13 protein-coding genes are annotated in these 18,800 nt (G+C 68.2%); 3 read left to right on the top strand and 10 right to left on the bottom strand.

Features of this window, described 5'->3' with window-relative positions:
• Nucleotides 1-518: 518 nt before the first annotated feature.
• Nucleotides 519-1,223: a helix-turn-helix domain-containing protein gene (locus ACQP2E_RS08860; protein WP_433829688.1), complete on the top strand. Its 705-nt coding sequence runs from the start codon at nt 519-521 to the stop codon at nt 1,221-1,223.
• On the opposite strand, the gene metH is transcribed toward ACQP2E_RS08860, so the two are convergent.
• The 10 genes from metH to murD all read right to left on the bottom strand — a co-directional run bounded on the left by metH (nt 1,208) and on the right by murD (nt 16,312).
• Complete coding sequence (metH, locus tag ACQP2E_RS08855) at nt 1,208-4,837, bottom strand: methionine synthase (protein WP_433829686.1); 3,630 nt, start codon at nt 4,835-4,837, stop codon at nt 1,208-1,210. The genes ACQP2E_RS08860 and metH overlap by 16 nt on opposite strands.
• Nucleotides 4,838-4,948: 111 nt before the next feature.
• A complete protein-coding gene (locus tag ACQP2E_RS08850) occupies nt 4,949-6,583 on the bottom strand; it encodes a bifunctional 3'-5' exonuclease/DNA polymerase (protein ID WP_433829684.1) in 1,635 nt (544 codons plus the stop codon).
• A gap of 34 nt (nt 6,584-6,617) precedes the next feature.
• On the bottom strand, nt 6,618-7,520 hold the full coding sequence (locus ACQP2E_RS08845; RefSeq protein ID WP_433829682.1) for a carbohydrate ABC transporter permease: 903 nt from the start codon (nt 7,518-7,520) through the stop codon (nt 6,618-6,620).
• On the bottom strand, nt 7,520-8,419 hold the full coding sequence (locus ACQP2E_RS08840) for a carbohydrate ABC transporter permease (RefSeq protein WP_433829680.1): 900 nt from the start codon (nt 8,417-8,419) through the stop codon (nt 7,520-7,522). The genes ACQP2E_RS08845 and ACQP2E_RS08840 overlap by 1 nt, the downstream gene beginning before the upstream one ends.
• A 21-nt stretch (nt 8,420-8,440) precedes the next feature.
• Nucleotides 8,441-9,877 (bottom strand): N-acetylglucosamine/diacetylchitobiose ABC transporter substrate-binding protein, encoded by a 1,437-nt coding sequence (gene ngcE, locus ACQP2E_RS08835; RefSeq protein WP_433829678.1) that lies wholly within the window; start codon nt 9,875-9,877, stop codon nt 8,441-8,443.
• A gap of 19 nt (nt 9,878-9,896) precedes the next feature.
• Nucleotides 9,897-10,754 carry a carbohydrate ABC transporter permease gene (locus ACQP2E_RS08830; protein ID WP_433829676.1) on the bottom strand — a complete coding sequence of 286 codons (858 nt, stop codon included), beginning with the start codon at nt 10,752-10,754 and terminating at the stop codon, nt 9,897-9,899.
• Complete coding sequence (locus ACQP2E_RS08825) at nt 10,754-11,728, bottom strand: carbohydrate ABC transporter permease (RefSeq protein ID WP_433829674.1); 975 nt, start codon at nt 11,726-11,728, stop codon at nt 10,754-10,756. The genes ACQP2E_RS08830 and ACQP2E_RS08825 overlap by 1 nt, the downstream gene beginning before the upstream one ends.
• A gap of 61 nt (nt 11,729-11,789) precedes the next feature.
• Entirely contained in the window at nt 11,790-13,103 is a 1,314-nt protein-coding gene (locus ACQP2E_RS08820; RefSeq protein WP_433829672.1) for an extracellular solute-binding protein, read from the bottom strand.
• A 37-nt stretch (nt 13,104-13,140) separates the two neighbouring features.
• Nucleotides 13,141-14,151 (bottom strand): MurR/RpiR family transcriptional regulator, encoded by a 1,011-nt coding sequence (locus ACQP2E_RS08815; RefSeq protein ID WP_433829670.1) that lies wholly within the window; start codon nt 14,149-14,151, stop codon nt 13,141-13,143.
• Nucleotides 14,152-14,959: 808 nt separating this feature from the next.
• Nucleotides 14,960-16,312, bottom strand: coding sequence for a UDP-N-acetylmuramoyl-L-alanine--D-glutamate ligase (murD, locus tag ACQP2E_RS08810; protein WP_433829668.1), 1,353 nt, complete (start codon nt 16,310-16,312; stop codon nt 14,960-14,962).
• A gap of 118 nt (nt 16,313-16,430) precedes the next feature.
• On the opposite strand from murD, the gene ACQP2E_RS08805 reads away from it, so the two are divergent.
• Complete coding sequence (locus tag ACQP2E_RS08805) at nt 16,431-17,723, top strand: hypothetical protein (protein ID WP_433833856.1); 1,293 nt, start codon at nt 16,431-16,433, stop codon at nt 17,721-17,723.
• Nucleotides 17,724-17,725: 2 nt separating this feature from the next.
• A complete protein-coding gene (locus tag ACQP2E_RS08800) occupies nt 17,726-18,796 on the top strand; it encodes a serine hydrolase domain-containing protein (protein ID WP_433829666.1) in 1,071 nt (356 codons plus the stop codon).
• Nucleotides 18,797-18,800: the final 4 nt, after the last annotated feature.

Here is an 18,800-nt window from a genome sequence, read left to right as displayed (position 1 = left end):
TTGGCCTCGCCGCCCGGGCTGATCGGCCACCGCTCTTGGCCTCGCCGCCCGCGCGAACTCGCGGCCCTCGCCGGGCCGCGGACCTAACTCCTTTTCGGCCCTACACCCACCGCGGATGTGACCACACCCGCAGTGGGTGTAAGGCCTTTTTGAGTTATAGCCGGCGCGGACGCACGAACGGCGGCGCGGACGCACAAACGGCGGCGCGGACGCACAAACGGCGGCGCGGACGCACGAACGGCGGCGCGGACGCACGAACGGCGGCGCGGACGCACAAACGGCGGCGCGGACGCACAAACGGCGGCGCGGACGCACGAACGGCGGCGCGGACGCACGAACGGCGGCGCGGACGCGCGAACGGCGGCGCGGACGCGCGAACGGCGGCGCGGACGCGCGGACGGCGCGGTTATCCACAGGCCGGCAAAAGAGTCGGCAGGCGGGGGCGGTGCAGCGGCACGATCGGGCGAGGGCGAGGGCGAGGGCGAAGGGCCGGGTGATGGTGGTGAGGTGGGTCGGTTGTGGGTGAGGCGTTGGCTCGGCGGGTGGGGATGCTGCTGCAGGCTGCTCGGCTTGACGCTCGGTGGAGTCAGGCGGAGCTCGCGGCCGCGGCCGGGACCAGTCAGCAGTGGATTTCCCGGGTGGAGCGCGGGGTGACGGATCTGCGGCTGGGGCGGGTCGAGGCGCTGTTCGCTGTTCTGGGCAGCCGGCTTGTCGCCGAGACAGAGGCTCGGCCTGATCCTCGGCTCAGGGACATTCTCACCGGGGCTGAGGCGGCTGCTGAGCTGGAGGCCTTCGTTCGGAGTGCCGGCATAATCTGGAAGCGGCTTGACGGGGTGCCGCACGCGGTGGCGGGGCGACTCAGTGCGTTGGCGCAGGGTGTGCCGGCTCGGCCTCGGCGTCTCGATCTGCTGATCGCCGAGGGTGACAGCGATTGTGCCTCGCGGGCTTTCGAGACCATCTTGATGCCGCGCTGGGACGATCGGTTGCACCAGTACGTCGGCCAGAACCCGTGGCTCGATCATCCTGCGCCCCGGCGCTGGCTCGCGGGAGGGCTGATCGAGATGCGCATCTCGATCGTGCCGCGGCTTCCGGTCGTCCTCACTGTCACCGTCACCGGTTATCAGCTGCCGGTGGTGCCGCTCACCGTGCTGCTGGAGACCAACCCTGACGTGGCGGACCTGCGTCGCAGGTCCGCCACCACCGCGCGTCAGTCGTTCGAATAGGCCAGGTTGGGGCGGAGCCAGCGCTCCACCTCGGCGACCGGGAGGCCGCGACGGAGCGCGTAGTCTTCGATCTGGTCCTTGCCCAGGCGGCCGACCGTGAAGTACTTGGCGTCCGGGCTGGCGAAGATCAGGCCGCTGACCGCGGCGGCCGGGGTCATCGCGAACGACTCGGTGAGGTGGACGCCGATCGCGTCGGTGCCGAGGAGCTTGAAGAGTTCCTTCTTCTCGCTGTGGTCCGGGCAGGCCGGGTAGCCGAGGGCCGGGCGGATGCCGCGGAAACGCTCGGCGTGCAGGTCGGCGAGGAGCGGCTTGGCGTCCGGCTCGAACCAGTCGCGGCGGGCCTTGAGGTGCAGGTACTCGGCGAACGCCTCGGCCAGGCGGTCGGCCAGCGCCTTGACCATGATGGCGCGGTAGTCGTCCTGCTGGTCCTCGTATTTCTTGGCGAGCTTGTCGGCGCCGTGGATCGCCACCGCGAAGCCGCCGAGGTGGTCGCCCGAGCCGGCCGGCCCGATGTAGTCGGCCAGGCAGCGGTTGGCGCGGCCGGCCGGTTTTTCGGTCTGCTGGCGCAGCATCGGGAACGAGAAACCGTTGTCCAGCTTGATGTCGTCGCCGTCGGCGTGGGCCGGCCAGAAGCCGTACCGGCCGCGGGCCTGGAACGAGCCGTCCGCGATGATCTGGTCGAGCAGCGTGTTGGCATCGTCGAACAGCTCGCGGGCCACCGGCTGGTCAAGGATCGCCGGGTACTTGCCTTTCAGCTCCCACGCCAGGAACAGGAACTGCCAGTCGATCATCTGGCGCAGTTCGGCGATTGTCGGCGCGACCTCGCGTACCCCGGTGAAAGCGGGAGTGGGCAGCTCTCTGAAGTCGGCCGACTCGCTGTTCGCCCTCGCCTCGGCGAGGGTGAGCAGCGGCTGCGAATGGCGCTGCTCGTGCTGGATGCGGAGGCGTTCCTGCTCGATCCGGTTGTCCTCGTCGAGAGTCTTGGCCCGGATCGGGTCGAGCAGGTTGGAGACGACGCCGACGACCCGGGACGCGTCCAGCACATGGATCGTGGAGCCCTCGTAGGCCGGCGCGATCCGCACCGCGGTGTGCTGCTTGGACGTGGTCGCACCGCCGATGAGCAGGGGCAGGCTCATCCCCCGGCGCTGCATCTCGGCGCCGACCGCGACCATCTCGTCGAGCGACGGGGTGATCAGCCCGGACAGGCCGATCACGTCGGCACCCTCGGCGAGCGCGGTCTCCAGGATCTTCGAGGCCGGCACCATCACGCCGAGGTCGATGACGTCGTAGTTGTTGCAGCCCAGCACGACGCCGACGATGTTCTTGCCGATGTCGTGCACGTCGCCCTTCACCGTGGCGAGCACGACCTTGCCCTGGCCGCGGTCCGCCTGGACGCGGCCTTCGAGGCGGGCCTGCTCTTTCTCGGCCTCCATGTACGGCTCGAGGTAGGCGACCGAACGCTTCATCACGCGGGCGCTCTTGACCACCTGGGGCAGGAACATCTTGCCGGCGCCGAAGAGGTCGCCGACGACCTTCATGCCGTCCATCAGCGGTCCCTCGATCACTTCGAGCGGCCGGGGCAGCTGCTGCCGGGCCTCCTCGGTGTCCGCCTCGATGAAGTCGACGATGCCGTGCACCAGCGCGTGGGTGAGCCGCTCGCCGACCGGGGCGTCCCGCCAGGAGAGGTCCACCTCGCGCTTGGCGCCGGTCCCGGTGACCGTGGAGGCGAACGTGACCAGCCGGTCGGTGGCGTCCTCCCGGCGGTCGAAGAGGACGTCCTCGACGAGTTCCAGCAGGTCGGCCGGGATGTCCTGGTAGACGGCGAGCTGGCCGGCGTTGACGATGCCCATGTCCAGGCCGGCTTTCACGGCGTAGAACAGGAACGCCGAGTGCATGGCCTCGCGGACCACGTCGTTGCCGCGGAACGCGAACGACAGGTTGGAGATGCCGCCGCTGGTCCGGGCGCCCGGGCAGCGCTCCTTGATCCGCGGGAGGGCGTCGATGAACGCTTTCGCGTACCCGTTGTGCTCGGCGATGCCGGTGGCGACGGCGAGCACGTTGGGGTCGAAGATGATGTCGTTCGGGTCGAAGCCGTCCTCGACCAGCAGGTCGTACGCCCGCCCGCAGATGGCGACCTTGCGATCGGCGGTGTCCGCCTGGCCCTGCTCGTCGAAGGCCATGACGACGACGCCGGCGCCGAAGTCACGAATCCGCCGGGCGTGCTCCAAAAAGGGTTCCGGACCCTCTTTCAGGCTGATCGAGTTGACCACGCCCTTGCCCTGGACGCACTTGAGGCCGGCTTCGAGGACGCTCCATTTCGAACTGTCGATCATGATCGGGATCCGGGCCACCTCGGGCTCGGTCGCGATCAGGTTGAGGAACGTGGTCATCGCCTGCTCGCTGTCGAGCAGGTCGGCGTCCATGTTGACGTCGAGCAGGTTGGCGCCGCCGCGAACCTGCTCCAGAGCCACGTCGACGGCGGCCTGGTAGTTGTCGGCCTCGATGAGCCGGCGGAACTTGGCCGAGCCGGTCACGTTGGTCCGCTCGCCGATCATGACGAAACCGGTGTCCGGCCCGATCGCGAACGGCTCCAGGCCACTGAACCGGGTGGTCGGCGCGGGCGGGTCGATCACCCGCGGCGGCGTGCCCTGCACGGCCTGGGCGATCGCGCCGATGTGCGCCGGGGTGGTGCCGCAACAGCCACCGACGATGTTGACCAGGCCGGCCTCGGCGAACTCGGCGATCAGCGCGGAGGTCTGCGCGGGGGTCTCGTCGTAACCGCCGAAGGCGTTGGGCAGGCCCGCGTTCGGATGTGAGGCGACGTAGACGTCGGAGAGCCGGGCCAGCTCGGCCACGTGCGGGCGCGCCTCGGCTGCGCCGAGCGCGCAGTTGACACCGACGACAAGCGGTTTCGCCCGCTCGATCGAACGCCAGAAGGCCTCGACGGTCTGGCCCGAGAGGGTACGCCCGGAAAGGTCAACGATCGTCACCGAGATCCAGAGCGGAATCTCCGGAGCGACTTCCCGGGCAGCCGCGACGGCGGCCTTCGCGTTCAGCGTGTCGAAGATCGTCTCGATGAGCAGCAGGTCGACGCCGCCCTCGACGAGAGCCGAGATCTGCTCCTCGTAGGTGGCCTTGACCTGGTCGAAGGTGACAGCACGGTACGCCGGCTCGTCGACGCGGGGCGACAGCGAGAGTGTCACGTTGAGCGGGCCGATCGAGCCGGCGACGAACCGGGGCCGGCCGTCACGCTCGAAGGCCTCGTCAGCGGCCTGCCGGGCCAGCTTGGCGCCCTGCACGTTCATCTCGCGGACCAGGTGCTCCAGACCGTAATCGGCCTGGGCGATGCTGGTCGCGGTGAACGTATTGGTCGTGGTGATGTCGGCGCCGGCCGCCAGGTATTGCCGGTGGACGTCGAGGATCACGTCCGGCCGGGTCAGGATCAGCAGATCGGGGTCGCCGGTGACGTCTTTCGGGTGGTCGGCCGGGATCAGCTCGTTGCGGTAATCGGCCGGAGTGAGCTTGGCGCCCTGGAGCATCGTGCCCCATGCGCCGTCCAGCACCAGAATCCGCTCGGCGAGTAGTTCGCGCAGCTTGGTGACGTTCTGAGTCACGACACACCTCCGAGTAGTTCGGAGGCGCCCTTGTCGGTTTTCACCGGTCGAGCGTGACGGGTGGGCCCGCTGCAGCGCCTCTCGGCCGGACCGTCAACGATACCCACTTCTTCACTTGGCATCGGCGTAGGCACCAACCACTGAGACGTCGAGGGGGAAACGCACCGTGGTGTCCCCGAACAGCATCCGGCCGGCCCGCGCCGCGCACTCGTGGACCGCCCGCACGACGTCCTGGGCCTGGTCGGACGGGCAGTGCACAACGACCTCGTCGTGCACGAAAAGGACGAGCTCGGCGGGTGTGCCCTCCAGCTCGGTGCGCAGCAGCGCCAGCAGGACGAGTGCCCACTCGGCCGCCGTGGCCTGAATCACGAAGTTTCGGGTGAATCGGCCCCGGGCCCGGCCCGGTGGCACCGCGGCCTCGTCGGGCGGGTCGAGGCCGGCGTCCCGGGAGGCGAACGCCGGTGGGCACGTCCGGCCCAGCCAGGACCGGACCAGGCCGCCGGTCTCCCCGGTGCGCGCTGCTGCCTCCACGTAGTCGAAGGCCACCGGGTAGTGCCGGCGCAGCACCGCGAGCGCCGGGATGGCGTCGCCGCCGGTCTGGCCGTACATCGCGCCGAGCAACGCGATTTTCGCCTTGGCCCGGTCGCCGCCGAACGAGTCGGCCGCCAGGGCGGCGTAGAGGTCGCCGGCGGCCGCCGCCTGGGCCAGTCGCTCGTCGCCGGAGACCGCGGCCATCACCCGGGGCTCCAGCTGGCCGGCGTCGGCGACCACGAACTGCCAGCCGGGATCGGCCACCACGCCGCGGCGGACCACCTTGGGGACCTGCAGCGCGCCGCCGCCCCGGGCCGCCCAGCGGCCGGAGACGACGCCTCCGGGAACGTATTCAGGGCGGAAGCGGCCGTCGCGCACCCAGGCGTCGCACCAGGACCAGCCGTGTGCCGTCCAGATCCGGTAGAGCTCCTTGTATTCCAGCAGCGGGGCGACCGCCGGGTGGTCCACCTCGCGCAGCACCCAGGCTCGCGTGTTGGGCACCTGGATGCCGGCCCGGGCAAACGCGCGTAGCACCTCGGCCGGCGAGTCAGGGTGCAGCCCGCGCACGCCGAACGCCGCGTTGATGTCCGCGGTCAGCTCGGCGAGACGGCGGGGCGGGCCGACCGGTTGCGGCGCCCCGAGCAGCTCACGCAGCAGCTCGTCGTGGATGTCGGCGCGCCACGGCAGGCCGGCATGCCCCATCTCGGCGGCCACCAGCGCGCCTGCCGACTCGGCGGCGACAAGCATCCGGAAGCGGCCGGGGTGCTCGGTCTCGGCGATGCGTTGCTGCTGTGACGCGTACCCAAAAAGGAGGTCTTGGATCTCCATGGCCGGCGCCGAGGCGGCTTCGAAGAGGGCTGCCTGGGCGAAGCCCGGCGGCTCGGCGCCGTGACGTGGCGGATCGGGTGGCGCCGGGAGGCCGCGTGATCGTGCGAGCACCGCGGCGACCCCCCGTGGCTCGCCCCAGCGCCCCGCGTGCCCGAGCAACAGAGCCTCGGTGAGCTCCAGATCGTGGCAGCGGGCCACCCGCACCCCGGCCCGCAGCAGGGCCGGATAGATGTCGGCGGTGGACGACCAGACCCAGCGAGGCTGGTCAGCGGCCTCCCGGGCAGCCATGGTCGCGGGCAGGTCGGCCACCTGGTGAGGTGGACCGGCCGGCCCGCCGTCGGCTCGCAGGTCCTGCAGCCGACCGTCGGGGAGTACCGCTACTAGCACGCCGCCATTCTGCGCCCGCGGTACGACAAAATTCTTACTTCACGGCGCCGGCGGTGAGGCCCGCCTGGATCTGCCGCTGGAAGATCCCGTAGACCACGATCATCGGCAGGATCGTCAGGGTGAGCGCGGCGAACAGCGTGGACCACTGGGCGTGGTAACCGGCCTGCACGCTGATGTTCGCGATGCCCTGGGTGAGCACCCACTTCGAGTCGGCACCGGCGCCCTGCATGATCGCGACCGGCAACAGATATTGATTCCACTGGCCGACGATGTTGAAGATCGTGATGCTGACCAGGCCGGACTTCGCCATCGGCATCATGATCTGGAAGAACTTCCGGGTGTGCGACGCGCCGTCGACGGTGGCCGCCTCGTCGATCTCGTTCGGCAGCGACTTGAAGAACGCCGCCAGGAAGAAGACGGTGAACGGCAGCGAATACGCGATGTACACCAGGATCAGCCCGGTGAACGTGTTGATCAGCCCGAGGTTCTTGAGAATGAAGAAGAGCGGGGTGATCGCCATGAACGTGGGGAACGCCAGGCCGGAGACGAACAGGTAGTACAGGAACCGGTTGCCCTTGAACTGGTACCGGGCCAGCACGTACGCCGCCATCGAGCCGAACAGCATGGTCCCGGCCGTGCTGATGGCGACGACGAAGACGCTGTTCAGGAAGTACTGCCCGATGTTGGCCTCGTTCCAGGCGCTGACGTACGTCGTGAACGAGAACGATGATGGCAGGGCGAACGGCTTGCCCAGGAAGATCTCGGTGTTGCTCTTGAAGGACGCCAGGATGACCCAGATGAGCGGACCGGCCGTGGCGACCGCCCAAGCGAAGAGAGCAATATGCGCAAGCCCGTTAAGCGGGCTTATTTCGCGCTTTTTCCGTTCAACTGATGAAGCGGCGACCGGAACGGCGGGGGCATCAGTAGTGGTAGTCATCAGTGTGCCTCCCGCCGGGTGACCCGCAGGGTCAGCGCGGCGAACGTCAGGGTCAGGAAGAAGAGCGCCACACCGAGGGCCGAGGCGTAACCGGCCTGCGAGTACTCGAAGGCGTTCCGGTAGATCATCATCGACAGCACCGAGGTTGCGCCGTCCGGACCACCCCGGTCCACCGACATGATGTTGACCAGCGCGAACGCGTCGAACGCGGCAATACCCAGGTAGACCCAGGCGACCTGCAGGGTGTTCCAGAGCAGCGGGATCGTGATCTTGAAGAAGAGCGTGATCCGGTTGGCGCCGTCGAGTGCCGCGGCCTCGTAGACCTCCTGCTCGATCGAGCCCATGCCGGCCGAGAAGAGCACCACGTAGAAGCCGACCGCCTGCCACACCATCACGGCGAGGATGCAGGTCAGCGCCCACCGCTCGTCGGCCAGGAAGAGCCACGGCGACCAGGACGCCGGGAAGAGGCCGTTGAGCATGCCGCTCTCGTCGGTGGAGAACACCCGGCCGAAGATCACCGCGACGATGGCGAGCGCCATCAGCTGCGGGAAGAAGAAGATCACCCGGTAGATCTTGGAGCCGGCGATGCCCCTGGTCCGGCCGCCATGAGAGCCGCCGCCGGCGTTCAACAGGAACGCGAAGACCAGGGCGATCGCGATCGTGATGATCGGCAGCAGGATCAGCAGGTACAGGTTGTGCCCGACCGAGCGCCAGAACAGGTCGTCGTTCCAGAGCCGCTCGAAGTTGTCGAAGCCGATGTACTTGATCGGGCCCAGACCGGACCAGCTGGTGAAGGCCAGCTGGAACGTCTGCAGGTACGCCGCGACGACAAAGGTGGCGTACAGAGCCACCGGCACGGCAAGGAAGCCGATGATGAAGGGATACTTGCCGTGCCGCATGGCGCGCTACCTACCTTGAGATCAGCTGCGGGTGAACTTGGTGACCGAGGTGTCCGAGGCGACCGCCTGGGAAGCAGCCTCCATCCGGTCCGCGAACTTCTGCGCGTCGTAATCCTTGAACATCAGGTCGTTGGCCGCGGAGCGGGACTCGTCGTCCAGCTTCTTGTACCAGGTGTCGAACAGGTAACCCATGAAGATGTCCTTGCCGGCCTTGCCGACAGCGTCGTTCGCGCTGGTCAGACCGGGCGAGATGGTCACCCCGTCGGCAGCGCCCGCCACCACGGTAAGCGACTTGGTGAGCTTGGTGAAGCCCAGCGCCGCCTCCTTGGAGAGCATCGTGCGCAGGTACTCCATGCCACCGCGCGGGTTCTTGCCCTTGGCCGCGACGAAGTAGATCTCGCCGGCCGCGGCGTTCAGTGCGGCCGCCGGGAGGACGTCCGAGGTGGTCACGCTCGGGTACGGGGCAACCGCGTACTCGAAGCCCGGCGGGGTGTCCTTGGCCTGCTCGTTCTCCAGCCAGGAGCCACACGGGTAGAAGGCCAGCTTGTCCTGGTTCTGGCGGAGCTGGATCTCGGTGTGCTTGAGACCGAGGAAGCTCTTGTCCAGGTAGGTCTTGCCGACCTCGGCCCAGGCAGCGGCAGCCTTGACGATGGCGTCGTTCTTCCAGGCGCCGGCCTTCAGGTTGTCGATGTCCTTGAGGACCTGCTCGCCACCGATCTTGCCGGCGCTGGTCAGGATCGCCCGGACCTGGTAGTACGACGCGTTGGCGCCCGCGTAGCCGTACGGCGTGATGCCGGCGGCCTTGATCTTGGCGAGCAGGGCGGTGAAGTCGGCCCAGGTCTCCGGCACGGTCCAGTTGTTCTTGGTGAACAGCGCCTTGTTGTACCAGAGGCCGAAGACCGTGTACGCGTAGTTCACCGCGTACGGCTTGCCGTTGTACGTGCCCTGCTCGATCGCGCCCGGCACCAGCGTCTCGGCGACCGTCTTGCCGGCGATGTCGAAGGACGGGGCGGCGAACAGCTCGGTGAGGTCCTGCGCCTGGCCGGCGTTGACGACCGCGCCGAAGTCCATCAGCTTCGAGCCCGAGTTGTTGATCATGTCGGGCGCGTCGCCCGCGTTGATCCGGGGCTGGACGACAGTGGAGACCTCCTGGGTGGCGGAGTACGTCACCTTGGAGTCCGGCCACTTGGAGTTGTACAGCGGGGTGTCCACGTCGGTGGCGTACTTGGTGCCGAGGCCACCGTCGAAGATCACGATCTCGATGCCGGTCTTCGGGTCGATGCCGAGCGGGTTGTCCGCCGACTTCTCACCCGTCGCCTGCTCGGGAGTGTCCTCGTCAGCCCCGCCGCCGACGCAGGCGGAGAGCATGCCCACCGCCGGGGTGGCAGCGATGCCGACCGCGGCCGCGCGGCGGAGCAGGGTACGGCGGTCGAGTTCAGATCCTGTTATGTCCGACATGACGAAAACCCCTTCGAAATCAACCCTTGACGGCGCCGGCCGTCAGACCTGTAGCGATGTTGCGTTGAATGATCAAGAAGAAGACCACCACGGGGATCGACGTGATGATCGCACCGGCCATGAGGGGGCCCCAGGCGGTACCGCGTTCGGTCTGGTTGTACAGCAGCCAGGCCATCAGGTTCTGTTTCTGCGGGCTGTTCAGCGTGTTGATGATGATGAATTCGTTCCACGCCTGGATGAACCCGTAGACACTGGTGGCGACAAGTCCGGGGCCGGTGAGCGGAAGGATGATCTTCCAGAACACCTGTGCCCGGGTGCAGCCGTCGATCATCGCGGCCTCGTCCAGCTCCCGGGGGATGCCGGAGATGAATCCACGCAGGGTCCACACCGTGTACGGCAGCAGCAGCACCAGATAGACCAGGGCCACGCCGGGCAGGGTGTTGGTGAGCTGAGCCCGCTGCAGCATCAGGAACAGCGGGATGAGCAGCGCCAGGAACGGGACCAGCTGCACGGCCAGGACGACCAGGATGATCGCCTTACGGCCGTAGAAGCTGAATCGGGCGATCGCGAGCGCCGCCAGGAAGCCGACGACCAGCGCGGCCGCGACCGCCATGGCCGTGATGATCAAGCCGTTGATCATGCTGGGGATGAAGAGCTCCTCACCCAGCGCCGACCTGAAGTTGTCCAGGGTCGGGCTCTGCGGCAGGAACGTCGGCGTGAAGCTGCGTACCTCGCTGTCCGGCTTGAACGCCGTGTTCAGCACCCAGTACACCGGGAAGATCATGAGTACGCCGAAGATGATGCCGGTGGCGTTCGCCGCGATCGTGCCGGCCCGGCTGCGTCCGACGGTGACGACGCCCTCGTCGTGGCGTGCCATCAGTCCACCTCTCCGATCTTGAACATCTGGCGGATGTAGAACACCATCACGCCGAGCATGATCAGCACGGTGATCACCGAGATCGCCGAGCCGTAGCTGTACCGGGACTGCCCGAACGCCTGGGTGTACGAGTACGTCGCCAGGGTCTGGTAGACCGGTTCCGGATGACTGTCGCGCAGTGCCCAGTTCTGGGTGAAGAGGCCGAAGTTCCAGATCACCGAAAGAGTGGTGACGATGGTCAGCAGCGGCTTCAGGATCGGCAGCGTGATGTTGCGCAGCGCCTGCCAGGACGAGGCCCCGTCGACCGTGGCCGCTTCGAGCAGCTCCTTCGGCACCTGGGTGAGCCCCGCGCTCAGCGAGATCGCCAGGAACGGGATGCCGGCCCAGACCACCAGCGTGGTGATCACGGCCCAGCCCTCCCACGGGTTGACGAACCAGCTGTGGTTCGCGAAGTCCACCCCGGGGATCTTGTCGATCAGGTAGTTCAGGACCCCGAAGTCGGAGTCGGTCAGCCAGCGGAACGCCTGCGCGGCGACCAGCTGGGGCAGCGCCCAGACGAACATCATCGCGATCATCATGAACAGCCGGACCTTGGCGTGCACCCGGCGCATCAGCAGCGCGATGCCGAGGCCGACCAGGACCGAGATCGTGACGCTCACGACGGTGAAGGCCGCGGTACGCGCCACGACACCCCAGAAGACACCGTCGGTCAGCGCCTTCGTGTACTGGTCGAAGCCGACCCACGGCGGGGTCAGTCCGGTGATCAGTTCCCGCAGCCGCATGTTCTGGAACGACAGAACGATCATGCGGTACAGCGGGTAAGCCAGCAGCGCGACCAGGATCAGCAGCGTGGGCAGGGAGAGCAACCAGGCGGTACGAGCCTCACGCTGGCTGCGGCGGCGAACCCGGTTCGCCCTCCGGGGCTGCGACGGAACCGGCTCTTTTTGCAAAGGCGGCGTCTCGACGGCGTACATCAGTGATCCCTCCAGGCGTACCGCCCGCCCCGGTTGGCACCGAGGCGGGCGGTGCGGCGAATCAGGCCTCGTTGAGCGTGGCGTTGATCTGCTCGTCGGCCCATTTGGCGCCGTCGGCGACCGTCTTCTTACCGGTGAGGATGTCGGTCAGCATGGTCTGCAGGATGCTGGCCTTCTCCACGTCGGCCCACTTCTCGGCGTTCGGCGGGAACCAGCTCGACTTCGCGGCGAGCGCGGCGGTGGCGATCGCCGGGTTCTCGGCGGCCTTGTCCAGCAGCGCGGTCGAGTTCGGCAGCGCGTTGGCCTTGATCAGGCCCTCCATCGACTTGGCGTCGGTGAAGGCCTTGATCCACTGCGCGGCCAGCTCCTTGTTCTCGCTCTTCTGGGTCACGCCCAGGTTCGAGCCACCGAGGAAGGAGGGGATCTCCGGCATCGGCGCGGCGGCCAGCTTGCCCTTCACCTTGGTCGGGACGAGCGGCGAGGTCGGGTCGTTCGGGTCCTTACGGACCTCCTCGGCCGAACCCTGCTCCCAGCCGTTGCCGTAGAACATGCCGCCCGAGCCCTGCGAGAAGATGCCCGCCTGCTCGTTCTCGTTCTTGGTGACGTCAGCCTTCGAGTACTTCTTGACGACGTCGACCCACTCCTGCAGGCCGGCCTGCGAGGTCGGCGAGGAGAGCTGGCCGGTCCACTTGTCGCCGTCCTTGGTGGCGATTTCGCCACCCTTCGACTTGACCCAGGACATCGCGGCGTACCAGTACTGGCCGGGCATGTAGAACGCGCTGAACTTCTTGTCCTTCGCGTTCGCCGTCTGCAGCTTGTCGGCGGCCGAGAGGAAGTCCGCGTACGTCTTCGGGGCGTCGGCGATGCCGGCCGCCTTGAAGAGGTCGGTGCGGTAGATCAGCACGCGGGCACCGGCGTAGTACGGCACGCAGTAGGTCTTGCCGTCCAGCTCGCAGGCGCCGGAGAGACCGGTCAGCCAGGTGTCCGAGTTCTCGAAGTCACCCTTGTTGAGCTCGGCGAAGCCGCCGTTGAAGACGTACTTGGAGAACTCGGTGTTGCCGAGCTCGACCACGTCCGGGACGTCGGTGCCGGCCAGCGTCGCGTCCAGCTTGGTGAGGTGGTTGGCCCACTGCTGGTACTCGACGTTCACCTGCGCGCCGGTGGCGGCGGTGAACCGCTGGGTGGCGTCGTCGACGACACCCTTCCACGCGGTCTCGGCGTCGACCATGAGCCAGACCTTGAGGGTCTTGCCCTTGCCGTCGACCGTGGCGTTGGCCGAGGTCGCGCCTTCATCGGAATCGGACGAACCGCCGCACGCGGCGGCGCCGAACAGCGTCGCGGCGAGGGCCGCGGCCACCGCAATCTTGCGCTTCACTTTTCCTCCCGGAAGGAATTTCAATTTTGAGAAGGGTTCAGCTGTCTTTCGCGGCCTTATGTCCGTGCACCGCTTTCGCGGTGCGCTGGAAGGCCGCGTGCGAGCGCTCGTGGGTCCGTTGAGCGACGGCGACGTAAAGAAGATCGAGGACGACCAGCTGGGGATGCCGGGCGCTGAGCGCGTCCGGCCGGAAGGTCGTCGCTTGTGTGGCGGTGAGCAGGACGATGTCGGCGAGCTCGGCCAGCGGTGAGCGTGGGAAGCTGGTGAGCGCGATGGTGGTGGCGCCCCGGCTGTTCGCTTCCGCGAGCAGCTCGATCGTCTCGCCGGTCTCGCCACTGTGCGAGATACCGAGCGCGACGTCGCCGGGCCGGGACAACGCGGCGCTGGCCAGACCGTTGTGCACGTCGGTCCAAGCCCACACCGGGATGCCGATGCGGTGCAGACTGAACTGCATCTCCTCGCCGACCAGCGCACTTCCGCTGGCGCCGAAGATGTTCACGCGAGGCGCGGCGGCGATCGCCACCGCGGCCCTCTCCACCTCGCTCAGATCGAGCAGCGAAGCGGTGTCGTGCATGGCCCGGGTGTCGGCCGCCATGATCTGGCCTAGGACCCGCTCCAGCGGATCGTTCGGCTGGATCTCGCGGCCGATGTCCACGTGCCAGCCGGCCGAGCGCGCCCGGCCGGTCTCCGCCGCGATGCCGAGGCGAAGGTCCGCGTAACCGTCGAATCCCACCGCGCGGCAGAACCGGGTCACCGTCGCGGGCGACGTTCCGCTGCGCTCGGCGAGCTCGACGATGGTGGCCCGCGATGCGGCGGCCGGGTCGGTGAGCACCTGCTCGGCGACTCGCTGCAGCGCGCCGGTGAACTCCGGCAGCAGCGAGCGCACCCGCAGCAGAACACCGTCCGACGGGTGGTCCCCGCCGATCGCATTCGGCGTCCTGTGCACCGTCACGTTCGCGTGGGCCCGGTCGCTTCCGTTGCGGGCGTCGCGAACCAGCGAGTCGGCGGTCGCGCTCCACGCGATGCCGTCCATCTCCGGCTCAGCCATCGGACACCCTTTCAGGAAGGACTGTTTACTGTCGCGGTAAAAGTTCTTACTAAACGGCCCCCTGTGTCAAGGCTGTGGTCGAAGTTTTCAAACCGTTACCTGACCTGCGGCAATGAACTGATGTTTCGGAGAGGGCAGATGACGTCCATCAATCAGCAAATAACCCTTACGATGTGTCCGCCATCACATGTCCGCGTAACGCCCGTTTTGTCATAGCCTTTTCGACCGATAGGCTTGAGCCCGTTCGGCCTACGCGAGCTAGTCCGTTCAGCCGATCTCCGTGACGCGCCGAAACCTCACCGTCACGCAGGAAACAAAATCAAAAAATTTCTCGTACGCGTGACGGAGGCTGGCCAAAAGCAGCCACAAAACCTTCGCCGCCCAGGCCGGCCACCTGCAACCCCAGCCGATCATGCAGCCGCCGCCCGAGTCAGTGGTCACCCCTCCGGAGCCAACCCATCACGGAGAGTGCCCAACCGGGTCCAGCCCGAGCCGCCCCAGCCGCCCGCCGTCGCGCCGATTCCCCGCCACGAACCCGCACCCCAAAGCCCGGGCTGACGCTTACGGCCGCCACAACGTCCAGCCGCCAGCCACAGCCGCCAACCACAGCCGCCAGCCAGACCGCCCGCCGCTCCGCCCCCGGCTGACGCTCACGGTCGCCGTGGCGTGCAGCCGGCAGCCCTCAGCGCCGGCCGGGTCTGGGCGGCTGGTGGGGGCTGACTGACGGGGGCTGGTGGGGGCTTGACTGACGGGGGCTGGTGGGGGCTGACTGACGGGGGCTGGTGAGGCCGGTGAGGGGGTGGGTGGGTTATTTGGTGGTGTCGGTTATGGCTTGGAGGAAAGCTTCGGAGCGGTGTTCGAAGTTGCGGAAGCGGCCGTAGCTCGGGGCTGCCGGGGACAGCAGGACCACTCCCCCGGCCGGCGTCACCTCGCGGGCGATGCGAACCGCGTCGAACAGGTCCTCGGCTAGCTGGGTACGCACGCCCGGGAGGGTGGCCAGCTCGGACAGGATGCGGGGGCCGCTGTCCGGGAGGCCGATCACGGTCAGTGTGCGGGGCTCCAGAAACGCCCGTAACGGTGCGTAGTCCAGGCCTCGGTCGGCGCCGCCTACGAGCACGGTGAGTGGCCGGTTCTCATAGGCTTCGATGGCGTGGATCGCTGAGTACGGGCTTGTCGACAGGGTGTCGTCGACGAACGTCAGCCCGGAGGCGTCCTCGATCTCGGTGAGGCGGTGCGGCAGGCCCCGGAACGAGCGGACCGCTGCCTCCAGCTCGTCGCGCCGGCCGACCACGTCCACGCCCATACCGTCCAGGACGGCGAGCGCCACGGACAGGTTGCGCTCGTTGTGCTTGCCCTTCAACGTCAGCGCCGACCTGGGGAAAAGCGGCTCGTCGCTGCAGAAGACGGTGCCGTCCTCGACCCGGAACCGGGAGTCCTCGGCGGCCGCCGGCACCGGCGGGAAGCCGCTGGAGTCGATCACCCGCCGGATCTCGTCGCGTAGCCGCTCGTCCTCGGCGTTCACCACGATGAGCTCTGGACCGTACCCAAGGAGGTTTAATTTGTCGCGGTAATAGGCTTCTTCGCTGCCGTGCGAGTCCAGGTGCTCGGGGAAGAGGGAGGTGACCACCGCGACGCGCGGCGAGTCCGACAGGTCCGCGCACTGGTAACTGGAGAGCTCCAGCACGTACAGATCAGATTCGGGCAGGTCGAGCAGCGGGATGCCGATGTTGCCGCCGTACGCGTTGGGTTGGCCGACCGCGGCCAGGAGGTGGCTGATCAGGCTGGACGTGGTGCTCTTGCCCTTGCTGCCGGTGACGCCGACGGTCTTGGCGGCGTTCGCCGCCATCCACAGCGCGGTGCCACTGGTCACCGTGACGCCTCGGTTGCGCAGCTCGACAAGGTACGGGTGGGTCAGCGGCACACCGGGCGACCGGACCACGACATCGGCCGTGTAGAGGGCGGCCTGAGCGTGCTCACCACCGGCCAGGGGCGCGAGCGCGGCGAACGCGTCCTCCCACGGCGTGGCGAGGTAGTTGGCGCTGTCGTCGACGGCGATCAGCCGGGCGGGGCCGCGCTTCGCGATAGCGGTCACCGCGGCCCGGCCCTCACGGCCGGTGCCCCAGACCGCGACCGAGCGGCCACGCAGATCCTCCAGGCGCACGTCTCTCCCCTTCACCGGGCGGCTGACCCGGAAGCCGGGTCGCTGTGTCCCTTCGCGGGACCGAACTAATATTGCCCGTCGGCCTCAAGACAGGAGTTCCCGGGTGCAGTTCGACGTCATGCGCTTCCCCTCGTACTCGTTCGATCCCACGACCGGGGTGGCGGCGTTCGACTACCTGCTGGACGGTCCGGAGCCGCTGAGCTTCACCGAGACGATCACCTTCCCGGTGCCGTTCCCGGGCGAGGTCCCGGACGCGTTTCATCGGGTGCTCGACCTGCTGCACGTGGTGGCGGGAGTGAGCTACTACAAGGTGGGCGCGCCCGCCCGGGTGGTGGCCCCTCGTCCCGTGCCGCCGGCGGTCGCGGCCTTCTTCACTGCCGTTTACACGCACGGGCTGGCTGAGTACGCCTATCGGAACCAGCTGCCGCACGTGTTGTCGCTGGTCGTCGAGGTGCCGGGCGTGACGCCCGATGCGGAAATTTCGGAGATGCCGGGAAGGCCGCTGTCGGCCGTCGGTGGTGGCAAGGACTCGATCGTCACCCTGGAGATCCTGCGCGCTGCCGGGCTCGACCCGGTGCCGTTCTCGGTCAACCCGAACCCGGTGATCAAGAACGTGAACGCCGCCTCCGGCCTGCCGGCCCTGGCCGCCCGCCGCAAGCTCGACCCGCGGCTGTTCGAGCTGAACAAAGCCGGCGCGCTGAACGGGCACATCCCGGTCACCGCGATCAACTCACTGATCGCGATCGCCACCGCGGTCCTGCACGGCCTCGGTCCGGTGGTGATGTCGAACGAGCGCTCCGCCTCCGACCCGAACCTGATCTGGAACGGCCACGAGGTCAACCACCAGTGGTCCAAGGGTGCCGAGGCCGAGGGGCTGCTGCGTGCGGCGGTCACGGCGTACGCCGGCATCGCCGACCCGTACTTCTCGCTGCTGCGCACACTTTCCGAGCTGCACATCGCCCAGCTGTTCGCCAGTTACACAGCGTACGACGATGTCGTTACCAGTTGTAACAAAGCGTTTAAACTTCACGACCCCACGGCTCGCTGGTGCGGTGACTGTCCGAAGTGCCGGTTCGTGTTCCTCGCGATGGCGCCGCACATGCCCCGCGAGCGGCTCGCGCGCATCTTCGGCCACGACCTGTTCGCCGACGAGGCTCAGGTTCCCGGCTTCATGGAGCTGCTCGGCGTCGGCGCGCACAAGCCGTTCGAATGTGTCGGCGAGGCCGAGGAGTGCCTGGTCGCCCTCTCGATGCTCACCGACGACGCCCCGGTGCTGGTCGCGCTCCGTGCCGCGGTGCCCGGCTCGGCCTGGGACGACGCCTCGCACAGCACCGTATTCACGCCGGGCGGGCCGAACCACATTCCGCCCGCGTACCGCAAGCTCCTCGACGAGGCGGTCCAGGCCGGCTGACGGTGCTTTCGGTACGGGGTTTCACCGACGACGCGTTCGCACCCGTGGCGGACGCGCTCGCCGCGTTGCCGGAAGACCCCGGCTCGCAGCTCGTGGTGTGGTCCGGCGGACGTGTCGTCGCCGACCTGTGGACGGACGGCGCGGGCGGCGGTGATGCGCTCACCGGGGTCTACTCGGCGGGCAAGGGCGCGGCGTACCTGGTCGTGGCCCGTCTCGTCTCCGACGGTGTGCTCGACCTGGATCGGCGGGTCGTCGAGTACTGGCCCGAGTTCACCCTCGGCCAGCTGACCCTGGGCGATCTGCTGGCGCACCGGGCCGGGCTGATCGGGGTGGACGGCGGGTTCACCCCGGACGAACTGCGCGACGACCGGGCCATGGCGGGCCGGTTGTTGCGTCAGGAGCCGTACTGGCGGCCCGGTTCGGGGTACGGGTACCACGCCTTCACGATCGGGGCGCTGCTCGGCGAGGTCGTACGGCACGCGACCGGGCGTACCCTGGTGGCGCTCTTCAATGATCTGATTCGGACGGACGTTTTCTTCGGTTCTTCCTCGGCAGATCGTTATCGGCCCGTCCTCGCACCGCCGCAGCGGATTCGGGTGCCGGCCGGGAGCCTCACCGAGATCGCCTTCAACCTGCACGCCAGCCCGCCCACCGACATGGTCTCCTGGATCAACCTGCCCGAGGTACGCGCCGGCGGCCCGGTCTCCGGCGGCTGTGTCGCCAGTGCTCGCGGCCTGGCCAGGATGTACGCGGCTGCGGTCTGGGGTGTCGACGGCGGGCGGCCGCTGGTGGACCGGCACACGCTCACGGAGTTCGCCACGATCTCGTCGGACGGGTTCGACCGGGTGACCGGTGAACGCCGCCACTTCGGCCTCGGCTTCGAGGTCCAGCACCTGCGGTACCCGGGGCTGAGTGTGAACGCTTTCGGACACAGCGGCGCCTCGGGGGCGCACGCCCTGGCGGATCCCGGGCGGGGGATCGTGTTCGCTTACACGCGGCAGCGTTGTGCGTACCCGACGGGCGCGGCGCCGGAGGTGCCCGCCCTGCTCATTGCCGTCCTGGCGGGCGGGTAGCGTC

It is taken from the genome of Actinoplanes sp. CA-015351 (genome assembly GCF_050955685.1).
In the GTDB taxonomy this organism is placed as follows: Bacteria; Actinomycetota; Actinomycetes; order Mycobacteriales; family Micromonosporaceae; genus Actinoplanes.
Note: the sequence above shows the minus strand (reverse complement) of the source record. Positions and strands in the feature narration are given on the sequence as shown.

Excerpts from the sequence above, each read along its gene's own strand:
- ACQP2E_RS08845 (WP_433829682.1), bottom strand. The coding sequence starts at position 7,520 with ATGACTACCACTACTGATGCCCCCGCCGTTCCGGTCGCCGCTTCATCA.
- ACQP2E_RS08840 (WP_433829680.1), bottom strand. The coding sequence starts at position 8,419 with ATGCGGCACGGCAAGTATCCCTTCATCATCGGCTTCCTTGCCGTGCCG.
- ngcE (WP_433829678.1), bottom strand. The coding sequence starts at position 9,877 with ATGTCGGACATAACAGGATCTGAACTCGACCGCCGTACCCTGCTCCGC.
- ACQP2E_RS08830 (WP_433829676.1), bottom strand. The coding sequence starts at position 10,754 with ATGGCACGCCACGACGAGGGCGTCGTCACCGTCGGACGCAGCCGGGCC.
- ACQP2E_RS08825 (WP_433829674.1), bottom strand. The coding sequence starts at position 11,728 with ATGTACGCCGTCGAGACGCCGCCTTTGCAAAAAGAGCCGGTTCCGTCG.
- ACQP2E_RS08815 (WP_433829670.1), bottom strand. The coding sequence starts at position 14,151 with ATGGCTGAGCCGGAGATGGACGGCATCGCGTGGAGCGCGACCGCCGAC.
- ACQP2E_RS08805 (WP_433833856.1), top strand. The coding sequence starts at position 16,431 with ATGCGCTTCCCCTCGTACTCGTTCGATCCCACGACCGGGGTGGCGGCG.